Raw genomic sequence first — 13,759 nt, 5'->3', positions numbered from 1 at the left:
TATATGCGGGCAGGACCATCGGGCGACAAGGGTCGGTCTTGCCTGACCCGGCGACCCGGCTTAGCGTTTCCGCCATGAAACAGGGTGCCGTCCGCTTCCATCTGGACCCCGAGCTGCTGGCCAGCGCGCGGGAGGGGCGGCATAATTTTCTTCAGAAAATCCAGAATGTTGTGGAGCGGGCGGGGCTGGAGGTCGAACTGATCCCCAATGCCCCCGCCACGCGGAAACGCGCCGCCTCGGTGCCCGGTTGGGATCTGTTCCACATGGACCCGCCGACCCACGACCGCGCGGTCACGATCCGGCGCGTGTATCACTACCCGTTCTGGGCCATCGAGCGCGCTGCCGAACGGTGGGACTGGGATGTCGCCCGCGCGGAGTTTCCCGGCGCTCAGGACCGGGCCGAGGCTGACCGCTTCGCCCGGTTCTGGCGCAGGCGGTTGTTCGGGGAGCTTGAGGTTTCGGAGCGGGGCCACGTTTATGTCCCCCTTCAGGGGAAGATCCGGGAACACCGGTCGTTTCAGGCCTGTTCGCCGCTCGACATGCTGCGGTCGGTGCTGCGGCGCGAGCCGGAGCGCCCGGTCGTCGCGACGCTGCATCCCAACGAGTTCTACGACGAAAAGGACATCGCCGCGCTGGAACGGCTGGAGCAGGACAACCCCCGCCTGACCGTCGCTTTCGGGGAGATGGAGCGCCACCTGCCCGGCTGCGCCTATGTCGTCACGCAGAATTCGGCGGCGGCGTTCAACGGCTATTTCTTCGGGAAACCGGCAGTGATCTTTGCGCGGATCGACTTTCACCACATCGCGGCCAACGTGATGAGCCTTGGCGAGGACGCGGCCTTTGCGCAGGTCCGCGAGATGCGGCCGGATTACGCGGGCTACATCCACTGGTTCTGGCAGATCATGTCGATCAACGCGGGCCGACCGGAGGCCGAGGACCGGATCGCCAAAACCCTACGCGGCCACGGCTGGCCCGTCTGAAACGAAGACGGGCGCCGCAGAGGGCGCCCGTTCCGTATTCCTGGCCGAAGGGCCTGTCAGATCGAGTCGTTGATCCAGCTTTGCAGCGCGGCCTTGGGCGCGGCGCCGGTGCGGTTCGAGATGATCTGGCCGTCCTTGAAGATGAACAGCGCGGGGATGCCGCGCACGCCCATCGACATCACCGAATTCGGGTTCGAGTCGGCGTCGACCTTCACGATCTTGACCTTGTCTTTCATCTCTTCCGACAGCTCTTCCAGCGCCGGCCCGATCTGTTTGCAGGGCCCGCACCACTCCGCCCAGATGTCCACCACCACGGGCAGGTCGGATTTGAGGACTTCGGCTTCGAACGTGTCGTCCGTTGCAGCTACGGTCGCCATTGGTGTCTCCAAAGGATAGCGGATGTCGGCCACCAAGGTAGGCTTCGGCCCGCGGATGGTCAAGGAGTGCTTGTTGCCGCCAGCGCGGCGACCACAATATCGTGAGGCAGGGGCATCAGCGTGGCGTTCCGCGTCCACAGGATCGCCGTCTCGATCCGCTTGCCGGGGAAAACCTGTTCCAGCGCAACGGCATAGGCGCCCATCTGTGCCAACAGGCCGTCGGGCACATCCTCGGCCCGGTCGGGCAGGACGGCGTTGGTCTTGAAATCGACGGCCAGAACGCGGTCGCCGTCGATCACCAGCCGGTCGATCACGCCATGGATTCGTTTTCCGCCGATCTGGGGCAGGGTCGCGCTGACCGGCACCTCGGCCAGCGCCTCGCCGGTGAACAGCGGGGCAAGCGTGTCGCGCGTCAGCACCCGCCGCGCCTCGTCCAGCAGCAGCGTCAGTTCCTCGCCCTCTGCCCCGTCCGGCCCGTCCGACAGCAGGCGGGCGGCGGTATCCTCCCAGCTTGCAGCCGGGAACAGCGGCAGATGTTCCAGCAGCGTGTGCACCTGCCGGCCCCGCCGCTTGGCCTGCGCCTCGTCCAGCCCGGCTTCGCCCGGCAGCGCCTTGGCCCCGCCAAGGTCCGAGGGGCTGAGCGTCGTGAACCGCTCGGGCGGTGGCCCGGCCGGGCGTTCGAAGAACGGGTCGAGCTGGGGAATGGGTGCCTCCGCGACCGTAGCGGCCTCAACGGCATCGGCAAGCCAGTCGCCACCTTCCAGCCGTAGCCCCTGCCCGGTCGGAAACGCCTGCGTCTCCGCGCCCATGCTCTCCAGCGCGACGCGCACCCGGTCGTGCCATGCCGCGCCGTCCTTGCCCAGATCGCCCGCGGCGGCGACGATCAGCCAGCTCTCGGCGCGGGTCAGCGCGACATAGAGCAGGCGCTCGTTCTCGTTCCTGCGCGTCTCGACCAGCCCGGCGCGGGCGGCGGCCAGCGGTGGCGGCATCTCGTCCACCGGCGGGGCCCATGCCATGCGGTCGCCAAGGGGCAGCAGCCGGTCCACGTTCGGCGGCCGTCGCGCACCGGTGTCGGGCAGGATGACGATAGGGCTTTCCAGCCCCTTCGCCCCGTGCACCGTCATGACCCGGATCCGGTCCCCCGCGCTGTCCAGTTGGCGTTTGATCTCCAGCTCGCCCGCCTCCATCCAGACGAGGAACCCGGTCAGGCTGGGCACTGACGACCGTTCATAGGCCAGCGCCTGATCCAGAAGGGCGTCGATCCCGTCCTCGGCCTCTTCCCCCAGCCGGGCCAACAGCCGGCGGCGGCCGTCGTGGCGGGTCAGGATGCGCTCGATCAACTCGTAGGGCCGCAGGAAGTCGGTCTGGAACCGCAGATCGTCGAGCATCGCGAAGGTCTCGGGGAATTCCTCGCGCCGCTCGCGCAGCGCGGGCCAGAGCCGCGTCGTCTCGCGCCGGTGGGCAAGGTCGAACAGGCGCTGTTCGTCCCAGCCGAAGAGCGGCGATTTCAGCGCGACGGCCAGTGACAGGTCATCCTCGGGCGTGGCGAGGAAGCTGAGCAGCGCCGCGAGGTCCCGAACGGCCAGTTCCGCGCCGACCTTCAGCCGGTCGGCCCCGGCGATCGGCAGACCCCGTTCCTTGCAGGCGCGGATGATCTCGTGGAACAGCTCGGACCGGCGCTGAACGAGGATCAGGAAGTCGCCGGGCCGCACGGATCGCATCCCGAAGGTGCCGCTGTGACCCTGTTCCTGCGGAATACGCACTTTCTCGCGCAGCATCCGTTCGATTTCGGCCGCGACCTCGCCCGCCAGCCGGACCCGGTGATCATTCTGCCCAAGCTGGTCCACCGGATCGGTCCAAGCCCTGTCGTCCGGATCGTCGACCTTCTCCACCACCGGCCACAGATCGACGCGTCCCGGCATCGCCGCCTTGAACGCGCGGTGCGGTTCCTCGCCGCCGAAACCCGCCGCGTCGCGCCCTTCGAACACCGTGTCGACCAGCCCCAGCACCACCGGAGCCGAACGGAAGGAAAAGGCCAGTTCCAGCACCTGAAGCGGTCGGGGCGAGGCGGCCAGACGGGCGGCGAAGTCGGCGCGCATCCGGTCGAACGCCTCGGGGTCTGCGCCCTGGAAGGAATAGATCGACTGCTTCTTGTCACCGACGACAAAGATCGTCCGCACCCTGTCGGCCCGCGCGCCTTCGCCCGCCGTGAATTCCCGCGCGAGCCGTTCGATCACTTCCCACTGCACCGGGCTGGTGTCCTGCGCCTCGTCCACGAGGATGTGGTCGATCCCGCCGTCCAGCCGGTAGAGCACCCAGGCCGCGACGGTCGGATCGGACAGCAGATCGCGCGCGCGGGTGATGAGGTCGTCGAAATCCAGCCAGCCGCGCTGTTGTTTGGCGGTCTCGTAGGCACTCAGGAACAGGTCCGCGAAATCGGCCAGCGCGCGCATCCGGCGCGCGGCGGCAAGGGCAAGGCGCAGCGGCCGCGCCTCTTCGACTGCGCGCATCCATGCGTCGAGATCGGGCAGGATGTCGGTGATCGTGCTGGCTGTGGCCTTGGTCGGAAAAGACCCGATCTTGGCGGAAAACGGTTCCTTCGCGCCCTTGCCGGTCAGGAACACACCTTCGAGCATCGGCAGGTCAGGCAGCCCCGGCGCGGTCAGGTCCTTCAGCTTGTCCCACGCCTTCTTGTCGTTGGTCGATCCCTGCGCCAAGGCGGGGACGAGAGCGGACAAAACGGCGGAAGCGCCGGGTGGAAAGGCCAGATCGGCCAGCTGCGCGTCATCGAACCCGACCGGCAGGCCGAGCAGGCGATGAATCTCCTCATCTCCGATCCCCGACCGGAAGGCATCGGCGTTTCCGGCAATGTCGCGGGTCAGCTGGTCAAAGCTCTCGTCCGTCAGATGCGCCGCAACTGCCGCCAGCCGATGCGACTGCGGCCCCTCGGCCAGCGACTCCACGATCTCCGCCCGCAACAGTGTGGCTGCACGCTCCTCGGCCTCGGTGAACTGGGGACTGACCCCGGCCTCGAGCGGGAAGCGGCGCAGCAGACCGGCGCAGAAGGAGTGGATGGTCTGGATCTTGAGTCCGCCCGGGGTCTCGATCGCCTTGGCGAACAACGTCCGCGCGGCTCCGAGCCGAACATCTTCCTCCGCGCCCAGCGAGATCAACGCATTGCGCAGGTCATCGTCGGGCAGCATCGCCCATTCCCCGAGCCGCCGGAACAGCCGGTTCTGCATCTCGCTCGCCGCGGCCTTGGTGTAGGTCAGGCACAGGATGCGTTGCGGATCGACCCCGGACAGCAGCAGTCGCGCGACCCGGTCGGTCAGCACGCGTGTCTTGCCCGAGCCGGCGTTGGCCGACAGCCAAGTCGACAGGTCCGGCGTCGCCGCCCTGATCTGGCGTTCCGTCGCCTCGTCGCGGGCCGGGATCATGTCAGCGCCCTCCGGTCCGGTGGCGTCGTGACGTCCCATTCGCCAAAGCGCGCCAGCTGGTCATAGTCGCTGACATCCGAGGTGTTGAACATCGCGCGCCGCGCCGTGAACCCCTGAGTTTCCCCGTGATAGAGCCGGATCAGTTCGGTCAGATCCTCCCAGGCCTTGCCCGGCGGCACCGCGTCCAGCGGCGCCGGCATCTCGCCCGGCTTGGAGCCAAGGCCGATATAGACCGCGCCCGCCACCCGCTTGGGCATGATCCCCTCGAACGCCCCGCGTTCCACCATCGCGGCGGAGAGTAGAAGCTGACGGTCGAACTGGATCTGCTCGGCCTCGGATTTCAGCCGCCCGGTCTTGTAGTCGTAGAGATAGGCATTGCCGGACCCGTCGATGTCGATGCGGTCGGCCTTGCCCCTGAGCGTAAACCCGAGGCTGGGAATCTGCGCCGTGCCATCCCTCTCGAAAGCGACGGGCCGGGCGATGCCCTGCCGCACCGCCTCGTCCGCAAGGAACGGCGTGGCGACCCGCGCCAGCCGTGCATGCCAGAGGAACCGCGCCTCGGCCCATGGCACCAGCGTGTCCAGAACCTCCCTCGCCGTGGCCAGCAAGCTGTCGGCCCGGAGATCGCGGCCATGATCGCGGATGAATATCTCCAGCACCTTGTGCAGCACGGTGCCGCGCAACAGGGCGTCGGGCATCCGCATCAGCGGGTCGAGTTTCCGCAGTCGCAGGACCCGGCGGGCATAGACGGCGTAGGGATCGCGGATCAGACGCTCGATCTCGGTCACCGACATCTCGGTCGGCCGCGCGCCGGGGGGCGGGCAGGGCGCGGGGCGCGGCGCCGGGTCGATCCGCGCCACGGTTTCCAACGCCTGCGCGCGGGCGATCCACGCGGCACCGCGCGACTTCATCCCGGCCAGCGCCGCCTGACCCTCGCCCGGCAGTCCGGCCAGCAGGTTGGTCAGCCGGCTGATCCAGCGCGACGGCACGGTCTCGGCGTCCTGCGAACGGACGGCACGGGTCAGCCAGACCTCGCGGGCGGCGGCCGCCTGCTGGAAATCATGCGCCGAGAGGCCGATCTTTCGGTCCGGCAGCAACAGCCCCGCCTTGTGCCGCATCTCGCGGTTCATCCACGGATCGGGCGGGGGAAGCTCCGGCCACGACCCTTCGTTCAGGCCACCGAGGATCACCAGATCGGCCCCCTGCACCCGCGCTTCGAGCGTGCCCCAGATCAGGACATTGGCATGGCCCGTATCCCGTTCGCGCACCTCGGCCCCGGTCAGGACCGTGGAAAACAGCGCGTCATAGTCCATCGCGTTCAGCGGTCCGCCGTGCCCGGCCTCCCGCTCCAGCCCGGCGACGGTATCGCGGGCGCTGCGTCCTGCGGGTCCGGTCCACAGGTTGCCGGAGCCTTCGCCGGTATGTCCCTGCGCGATCCGCTCGGCCAGTCCGATATGCGCGTCGAGCAGATCGGCGAGCGGCATAGGTGCGGCGACAACGCGGTCCAGAACCTCGCGGATCAGCCAGTCGACCCAATCGCTCGCGATCGCGTCCTTCCGCCCCGCCGAGAAGGTGCGCAGATAGGCGGCATCCGGGAACGGAGGCCCGCCGCGCCGCAGGTCCAGTTCCAGCGCGCGGGTCAGCAACAGGTGCGGGCCCCGGTCGGTGCCGGTGTGGGTCAGCGGATGCTTGAGCAGGGTCAGCAGCGCCTCGGCGGTCAGCCTGCGCGAGAACAGGCCGCCGACATGACGCAGGAAGCGGCCCGGCGGCGAAAGATGCAGTGGCTGACCGGCGGAGTCGTCCGGCACGATGTCCCATCGGTCGAGCGCGGCGGCCACCTGGCGTGTCAGCATCCGGTCCGGCGTGATGAGCGCGGCGGTGACGCCTTCTTCCGCCGCCTGCCGCAGGCGCATCGCGATGGCCAGCGCTTCGGCACGGGGTGACGGCGCTTCGAGCAGGGTGACGCCGTTCATACCCGTCTCTATTCCGTCCAGATCCGGACCTTCGTGCATCCACTGGTCGGTGACGGGGGCGGGGCGCAGCGCCAGCGAAAGAACCCGGTTCCGCTCCGGCGCCGGGGTATCGGAGGGCCATAGCGCGACCTGTTCCGGACCGAGTCCGAGCGAGGTCATGATCCGGGCGAAACGGTACTGGGGATGGTCCTCGCTGGACAGCGGATCGGTCAGCGTAGCCCAGACCGCCTCGGGCATGTCGAAGTCGAACCCGGGCAGCACCACGGCGCCCTGCGGCAGTCGGGCAATCGCCTGCATCAGCAGAAAGGTCGACCCCCGTGATCCGGTCGACCCGGCCAGGATCACCGGATCGGCGGGCGGATGCGCGGCCCAGTCCGCCGCCGTCGTCTCCGCCAGCAGCCGCTGCCGCGCCTCGGGGCCAAGCGCGCCGCTCCCGTCCTGAAACCCGCGCGCGATGGTGAGGAACCGGAGCGCCCGCGCCCAATGGCCGGACAGGTCGGTGACGTCGAGCTGCTCCAGCGCCTCGGGCGGGACACCTTCGTCATCCATCTCGCCCAGAATGCGGGCGAGGCTGTCTGCCAGATCGAACAGCGCCGCGCGCGGGGCGAGGTCGGGTTGCGCGTCGAGAAGGGCGGCGATCAGCTCTACCAGTTCAAGACGGCGGCGCAGGGGCGGTGTCGCCGGGGGCAGGTCCGCGGAGACGGCGGAAATGCCCAGATCGGTGACCAGTTCGATCCGCGGCAAGAGCAGGGCGGGGCCACGGTCGAACAGGTCGCGGATCCGGCGCGCCATCCGGCGCGTGTTCACGATCAGGCGGACACGGGCCAGGTCCTGCGGCGGCCGGTCGGCGTAGCTGCGGCTCAGGTGTTCGACCAGGGCGGCGGGGAAATCGGCGCCGGGCGGCATCCCGTAGACGCGGGGATGCGGCAGCGGATCAAACATGGTCCGCCCCGAGCATCCCCTCGGCCATCCCGATCCCCTCGGGCCGGCCCACGTCGCACCACTGGCCGGGATATGTCAGACCGAACAGACGACCCCGCGCGATCATCAGGTCCCAGACCCGGTTCAGCGAAAACGCGGGATCGGGGATCGCGGACAGATCGTCCGTCGCGATCACCTGCGCACCACCATAGATGACCTGACCGCCGCGTGTCAGACGGCCCTCGGCGTCCGGATCGAAGTCGCCTGCCCCGAGGCGCCCGACCGCCGCTTTCGGATCGACGCAGAGCAGCAGCGCATCCATCCGAACCGGATCCCATGCGGCGCGCAGCATGCTCAGCGGGTTCGGCCCGTGCCAGACGACGTCGGGGTTCAGCGTCATCACCGTATCGGCGCCGAGCAGGGGCAGCGCCTGCCTCAATCCGCCGCCGGTTTCGAGGATCGCATCCGCTTCGTCGGAGATCGCCACCCCTGACCCCTGCAGATGCCGCGCGATCTGGTCGCCTCGGTAGTGCGTGTTCACCACGATCCGCCCCAGCCCCTCGTCCCGCGCAAGGCCGAGCGCCCGGTCCAGCAGCGTCTGGCCGCCGACTTCGACCAGCGGCTTGGGCCGGTCCGCCGTCAGCGCGCCCATCCGGGTGCCAAACCCGGCGGCGAAGATCATCAGGCTGTCCGGCGTGTTCCGCATAGGTCCTTGAGCGTCTTGAGCCGGTCCGGCGTGGGCTCCGGCAGGGCAGGGCGGAGGATCGCGGCGAAGGCAGCCAGCGACGGATCGTCCAGATCGCGCTGAAGATGGCCCCAGACGCGCGGGATCAGGTCGACGTAATGCGGTTTGCCATCGCGCAGGCAGAGCCGGGCAAAGACACCGAGGATCCGCATGTTGCGCTGCAGGCCGAGCAGCCGATAGGCGCGGGTGAACGCCTCGGGCTCTGCCCCGGTCGCATCGCAGTAGCGGGCGATCATCGCGGTTTCGGTTTCCGGCAGGACCTCGCGCCGCGCGTCCTGCAGCATCGAGACGAGGTCATAGGCAGGATGGCCGACCATCGCGTCTTGGAAATCGAGCAGTCCGACACGGGCAGGTCCGTCGCGATCCGGCAGCCAGAGCAGGTTCTCGGCATGGTAATCGCGCAGGATCATGACCTCGGGCATCGCGCGGGCGATCCCGGCCAGGGCATCGGCCATGGTGCCGACCAGTGCGGACCGTGCGTCCGGGGCGGACATGCCGAGGGCCGGCAGATACCAGTCGAACGGCAAAGCGGCGAGGTTCGGCATCACATCGGCATAGCGCGGCAGATCGGCCGGATAGGGCGCACGATGCAGGGCGACAAGCACATCGGTTGCGGCGGAATAGAGCCTGTTTTCCTGCGCCCGCAGGTCGGCCCCCTCAAGCGGTTTGAGGAGCCGCGCATAGAGGTCGTCGCCCAGGTCCTCGAGGATCAGGAACCCGTCCTCAGGATCCTCGGACAGAATTTCCGGAGCGGACAGGCCGATGGCCCTGAGGTGCCGCGCGATGCGGATGAAAGGGCGCACGTCCTCGCCCTTCTCGGCGGGGGCGTCCATAAGGATCACGCTGCCGGTGCCGGTATTGATCCGTTCATACCTGCGGTTTGACGCATCGCCCGACACCGGCGCACGGTGGCCGGCAGCATAGCCGGTGTCGGCCAGGAAACGTGTGCAGGCTTCGGTTCGGTCAAACAAGTGCGGCCTCGTCAAGAACATGGCGCCAGCGCGCCGGATCACCGGTGATGGTTAGCGTGCGGGCGGAGTCACCGGCAAGGGCAAAGCCGAGGAAAAGCGCGCTGTCCGGCATCAGTTCGCCCAGCCGGTCAGGCCATTCGACAAGGCAGATGGCCGTTTCGAACGCTTCGGTCAGGCCCAGTTCGGCGACCTCGTCGGGATGTCCCAGCCGGTAGAGATCTGCGTGCCAGATTTCGCCGTGCGGGCTGTCATAGATCTGCACCAGCGTGAAGGTGGGCGAGGGTACGTCCTCGGGCTCTTGGAGCAGAGACTGGATCAGGGCGCGGGCGAAATGGGTCTTGCCCGCACCGATGCCGCCCTCCAGCAACAGGACATCGCCGGGCCGCAGAAGCGCGCCGATGCGACGGGCCAGCGCGGTGGTCGCATCGGGGGTGGGCAGGTCGATCTGGCAGGTGGTGTTCCCCATGCCTCAGGATGGCGCGTCGGCCGTTGTCCGACAAGGGGCGCAGGTTCATCCGGCGCTTGCCGTTGCGTCGGAAACCACACTGCGGCTGACGGGCGCGGTGAGCTGCCGGAACCCCGCCAGCGTGGCACCGTCCGCCAGCGGCGTGAAACGGCAGGCCATGACGCGGCCGTCCCGGAACCTCACGTCGCTGGTCCATTCGCAGCGCGGACCGAGAGCCACCGCGTAGTCCCGCAGTTCACCCCATGTGCGGTCCGGTCCGGCGACGGCCTCCCACTGGCGTGTCGCCTCATGCACCGTCACATCGGTCAGCCCGCCCCCGCTCCCGATATCCCACAGGCTCAGGTAGGCGTCGTTTGCGGTCAGAACCCGGCCCTGTCGTGAAAACACGACGACCGCCTCGTCCAGCGAATCCAGCACGGACTGGGCCAGCTGGATATGCTGGTTGAACCGCCGCGACATCTCGATTTCCGATGTGATGTCCTCGAACAGAAAGGCGATCGCCCCGTTGGGATAGGGTCGCCCGGTTACGCGATAGGTCTGACCGGTCGGCAGGCTCCAGGTTTCCTCGAAGCGGCCATCGGCGGCGCGGGCGGCGACATCTCCGATCGCCTCACGCCAGCCGATGTAGTTCTTGGGCTCCGGCATCACCTGACGTTCGCGCAGCGCGTCGAAGAACGACGCGAGATCCGGGCGCCCGGACAGAAACTCGGGCGCCATGGCGGTCAGTTCGATCAGCGCCGGGTTGAACAGCGTCAGGCGCCGGGTCTGGTCAAAGATCGCCAGCCCCATGTTCAGCAGGGCGAATGTCTTGGTCAGGGTCTGCACGAATTCGCGCTGGGCGATCTCTGCCTTCACCACCGGTGTCATGTCGATCGCATAATTCAGTTGCGCCCCTTCCAACTTGGTGACGGTCACGTCGAACCACCGTGCGCCAGACGTCGTCCCCGAAGGATTGGCGACCTCGACACGGGTTGTCCTGGCGACATCGGTACCGGGCGGGGGCAGGCCGCTGTCCAGCAACCGGGCCGGGCCGAGTCCAGTTTCCAGACCGAGCGCGCGAAAGGCGGCGTTCGTCAGGATTGCATCACGGTCTGTCTCGTTGACCCAGATCGGAAAGGGGGCCCGCTCGAACACGGCTTCGAACTGGCGCAGGCGGGCCAGCGCGCTGTGCATCAGGTGCAAGTGACCTGCACTGGGAATTGCCGCCTCCATCACCCGGAGGCGGACCGCGTCATCCGTGGCCGTTATTTCCATCACGCCCGGATCGTCCGCGCCGTCGGCGGAGATCCTCAGCGTGCCCGCGCGGGGTGCGGTGACAGGGCAGTCGCTGAACCGGTGTGCCAGCGCGCTCCGGATGCGGTCCCAATCGCCAAGATCCCTGTCCCGGCAGCCGATCACCTGCCGCGCCTCGGGCGAGGCATCGGTGATCTGGCCGTGGCGGACAAGCAGCGAGAGTTCCCCCGGTGCCGCACCGCCGGAATCGGAAACGGCGGATCCGGGCTGACCTAGGGGCCGTGTGAGGACAGCGGCAATTCCGAGCGCCGCAGCCGCCGCCACGAAACATACCGACCCGAGGGCGGCAATGTCGTAATTGAACAGGTCCATGAAGCTCTTTCCCGCAACCAGCATTCACGGGATCTGGACCCAAAAGAGTAAACAAAGTGTAAACGTGATGCGAGTTGGCGTCAGGCCGTGATCGGCTGGTTCTTTCCGAAGGCGGGGGCGTTGATACCCGGCCGGGCCTCGATCTTGGACCGCGGCCAGACCACTTCGATCACCGCGCCGGTGCGGGCGGCAAAGGCGATGTCGCCGGGGTATCTGTCCGGCCCGTTCGCAAAGCTCAGCTCGGCACCCGACCGTTCCAGCAGCGTCTTGGCGATAAACAGCCCCAGACCCATGCCTTCGTATTCCGGCCTCTGGCGTGTATCGACCGGCGTCCGGCGGCGCCGCACGAAGGGATCGCCGATCCGGCCGATGACCTGCGGCGAATATCCCCGCCCGTCGTCCATGATGCGGACCGACACCGTGTCGGTGCCCCACTGGCATTCCACCCAGACATTCCCGCGGGCGAAATCCACCGCGTTCTGGACCAGGTTGCGCAGCCCGTGGATCACCTCGGGCTGACGCAGGATCAGCGGTTGCGGGCCATCGTGCCCTGCGATCGGCGCCTCTTCGAAATGAATGATCTTGCCCCGGTCGCGATGCGGTTCCGCCGCCTCTTCGACGACGGCGGTCAGGGGGGCCTGCCGCATCTGCAGGTCGTCCTTGCCGGCCCGTCCCATCGATCGCAGGATGTCGCGGCAGCGGTCGGCCTGTTCCCGGATCAGGCCGGCATCCTCGCGCAGGTCGGGCCGGTCCTCCAGTTCCTCGAACAGCTCGGACGAGGCCAGCTTGATCGTCGCCAGCGGGGTGCCCAGTTCATGCGCCGCCGCGGCGACGACGCCGCCGAGATCGGTCAGCTTCTGTTCGCGCGCCAGTGCCATCTGGGTCGCCTGCAGGGCGTCGGACATGTTGTGCATCTCGGACGCGATCCAGCGCGAGTAGACGCCGAGGAAGATGACGGCGATCACGATGGCCAGCCAGTTGCCGAAGACGAAGAGGTCGGCCACCTCCAGCTCGTCCCCGGTTGCCGTGGTTAGCGGCAGGTGGAACCGCGCCAGCACCGTGACGGCGATGATCGCCGCGATGGCCGTGAACAGGGTCGACCGGGCCGTCAGCGCGGCGGCGGAGACCGTCACGGGCCCGACGATCAGGATCGAGAACGGATTGTGCAGCCCGCCGGTCAGGTAGAGCAGCAATGCAAGCTGGACGAGGTCGAACAGCACCATCATCTGGTTTTCGCCCTCAGTCAGGCGCTTGCTTTCGGGGAAGGCCAGCATCCATACGAGGTTGCTCAGGACCGAAGTGCCGACCACCAGCAGGCACAGTCCGTATTCCAGTTTCAGCCCGAACACCTGGTAGGCGACGAACAGCGCCGACAGCTGACCGGCGATCGCGCCCCATCTGAGCAGGATCGTCGTGCGCAGCCGGATCCAGTTGCCGCGCTGCTGTCCCTTGAGAAGTCCGAGGTCCGTATCGTTCATCTGCCGCGCGCCTTTGACCCGTTGCATCGCCCGGATCAGAGGTTAGATGTGCCCCGTGCCGCAGGCAATGCCGCCGGGGCGGCGCGACTGGAGGTTGTGACCATGACCCGAACGATTGCCATTCTGGCGGGAACCGTGATGGCGCTGTTTCTTGCCGGGATCTATGTCTTCACACTCGGTCGCTCCGGTGATGACAAGTTCGCCCAGTGCCGTGCCTCCTCGGTTGCCGGTGGCGCCGCCACGATCGGCGGACCATTCACGCTGGTGGACGAGGACGGGCAGACCGTGACGGACAAGGACGTGCTGGATCAGCCCGCTCTGATCTACTTCGGTTACACCTACTGCCCCGACGTCTGCCCGATGGACACCGCGCGGAATGCCCAGGCGATCACCCTGCTCGAAGAGCGCGGGAGCATGGTCAAGCCGGTGTTCATCACCATCGACCCGGCGCGCGACACGCCCGAGCAGCTGAAGGATTTCACCGACTACCTTCACCCGCGTATGGTCGGCCTGACGGGGACCGAGGATCAGGTCAACGAGGCCAAGTCGGCCTACCGCGCCTTCGGCGCCAAGGCCGCCGGGGGCGATCCCGACTATTACCTGATGGATCACTCGACCTTCACCTATCTCACCACCCCCGAGGACGGTTTCCTTGAGTTCTTCCGCCGCGAAACCACCGCCGAGGACATGGCTGATCGCGTTCAATGTTTTCTGGACGCGCGATAGTGACCTGCGAAAGTTTGACGCAGCATTGCGCGGCATGTAAAAACGTCCGACCGTGGGGGTGCAGCGTATCGGGGAAAAGG

Annotated in this window: 10 protein-coding genes; 2 read left to right on the top strand and 8 right to left on the bottom strand. The window is 67.8% G+C overall.

Translation table 11 applies throughout. From position 1 onward, the window contains the following. Positions 1–74: 74 nt before the first annotated feature. Positions 75–980 (top strand): hypothetical protein, encoded by a 906-nt coding sequence (locus ATO6_RS03610; RefSeq protein ID WP_088622556.1) that lies wholly within the window; start codon positions 75–77, stop codon positions 978–980. Positions 981–1,036: 56 nt separating this feature from the next. Here the strand turns inward: ATO6_RS03610 and trxA are convergent, their stop codons facing one another. The 8 genes from trxA to regB all read right to left on the bottom strand — a co-directional run bounded on the left by trxA (position 1,037) and on the right by regB (position 12,953). After that, on the bottom strand, positions 1,037–1,357 hold the full coding sequence (gene trxA, locus ATO6_RS03605) for a thioredoxin (protein WP_088622555.1): 321 nt from the start codon (positions 1,355–1,357) through the stop codon (positions 1,037–1,039). A 59-nt stretch (positions 1,358–1,416) separates the two neighbouring features. Beyond that, the gene (addA, locus tag ATO6_RS03600) at positions 1,417–4,794 is read right to left on the bottom strand and encodes a double-strand break repair helicase AddA (protein ID WP_254919059.1); all 3,378 of its coding nucleotides are present in this window, start codon (positions 4,792–4,794) and stop codon (positions 1,417–1,419) included. After that, positions 4,791–7,709 carry a double-strand break repair protein AddB gene (gene addB / locus ATO6_RS03595; protein WP_088622554.1) on the bottom strand — a complete coding sequence of 973 codons (2,919 nt, stop codon included), beginning with the start codon at positions 7,707–7,709 and terminating at the stop codon, positions 4,791–4,793. Before addB ends, addA begins: the two co-directional genes overlap by 4 nt. After that, positions 7,702–8,370 carry a nucleotidyltransferase family protein gene (locus ATO6_RS03590; RefSeq protein WP_254919058.1) on the bottom strand — a complete coding sequence of 223 codons (669 nt, stop codon included), beginning with the start codon at positions 8,368–8,370 and terminating at the stop codon, positions 7,702–7,704. Before ATO6_RS03590 ends, addB begins: the two co-directional genes overlap by 8 nt. Continuing rightward, positions 8,370–9,404 carry an aminoglycoside phosphotransferase family protein gene (locus ATO6_RS03585; protein ID WP_254919057.1) on the bottom strand — a complete coding sequence of 345 codons (1,035 nt, stop codon included), beginning with the start codon at positions 9,402–9,404 and terminating at the stop codon, positions 8,370–8,372. Before ATO6_RS03585 ends, ATO6_RS03590 begins: the two co-directional genes overlap by 1 nt. Beyond that, positions 9,397–9,870, bottom strand: coding sequence for a tRNA (adenosine(37)-N6)-threonylcarbamoyltransferase complex ATPase subunit type 1 TsaE (gene tsaE / locus ATO6_RS03580; RefSeq protein WP_088622551.1), 474 nt, complete (start codon positions 9,868–9,870; stop codon positions 9,397–9,399). Before tsaE ends, ATO6_RS03585 begins: the two co-directional genes overlap by 8 nt. Before the next feature lie 45 nt (positions 9,871–9,915). Beyond that, positions 9,916–11,475 (bottom strand): PAS-domain containing protein, encoded by a 1,560-nt coding sequence (locus ATO6_RS03575; protein WP_176440814.1) that lies wholly within the window; start codon positions 11,473–11,475, stop codon positions 9,916–9,918. Positions 11,476–11,555: 80 nt separating this feature from the next. Beyond that, positions 11,556–12,953: a sensor histidine kinase RegB gene (gene regB, locus ATO6_RS03570; protein ID WP_088622549.1), complete on the bottom strand. Its 1,398-nt coding sequence runs from the start codon at positions 12,951–12,953 to the stop codon at positions 11,556–11,558. Between the two features lie 102 nt (positions 12,954–13,055). On the opposite strand from regB, the gene ATO6_RS03565 reads away from it, so the two are divergent. Continuing rightward, a complete protein-coding gene (locus ATO6_RS03565) occupies positions 13,056–13,679 on the top strand; it encodes an SCO family protein (RefSeq protein WP_088622548.1) in 624 nt (207 codons plus the stop codon). Positions 13,680–13,759 lie beyond the last annotated feature (80 nt).

This window comes from Oceanicola sp. 22II-s10i (assembly GCF_002210105.1).
Lineage (GTDB): Bacteria > Pseudomonadota > Alphaproteobacteria > Rhodobacterales > Rhodobacteraceae > Pseudooceanicola.
This window is presented reverse-complemented; position numbering and strand designations above follow the sequence as displayed.

Bases quoted from the DNA above. Each gene is read 5' to 3' on its own strand.
- ATO6_RS03610 (WP_088622556.1), top strand. From the start codon at position 75: ATGAAACAGGGTGCCGTCCGCTTCCATCTGGACCCCGAGCTGCTGGCC.
- trxA (WP_088622555.1), bottom strand. From the start codon at position 1,357: ATGGCGACCGTAGCTGCAACGGACGACACGTTCGAAGCCGAAGTCCTC.
- addA (WP_254919059.1), bottom strand. From the start codon at position 4,794: ATGATCCCGGCCCGCGACGAGGCGACGGAACGCCAGATCAGGGCGGCG.
- addB (WP_088622554.1), bottom strand. From the start codon at position 7,709: ATGTTTGATCCGCTGCCGCATCCCCGCGTCTACGGGATGCCGCCCGGC.
- ATO6_RS03590 (WP_254919058.1), bottom strand. From the start codon at position 8,370: ATGATCTTCGCCGCCGGGTTTGGCACCCGGATGGGCGCGCTGACGGCG.
- tsaE (WP_088622551.1), bottom strand. From the start codon at position 9,870: ATGGGGAACACCACCTGCCAGATCGACCTGCCCACCCCCGATGCGACC.
- ATO6_RS03575 (WP_176440814.1), bottom strand. From the start codon at position 11,475: ATGGACCTGTTCAATTACGACATTGCCGCCCTCGGGTCGGTATGTTTC.
- regB (WP_088622549.1), bottom strand. From the start codon at position 12,953: ATGAACGATACGGACCTCGGACTTCTCAAGGGACAGCAGCGCGGCAAC.
- ATO6_RS03565 (WP_088622548.1), top strand. From the start codon at position 13,056: ATGACCCGAACGATTGCCATTCTGGCGGGAACCGTGATGGCGCTGTTT.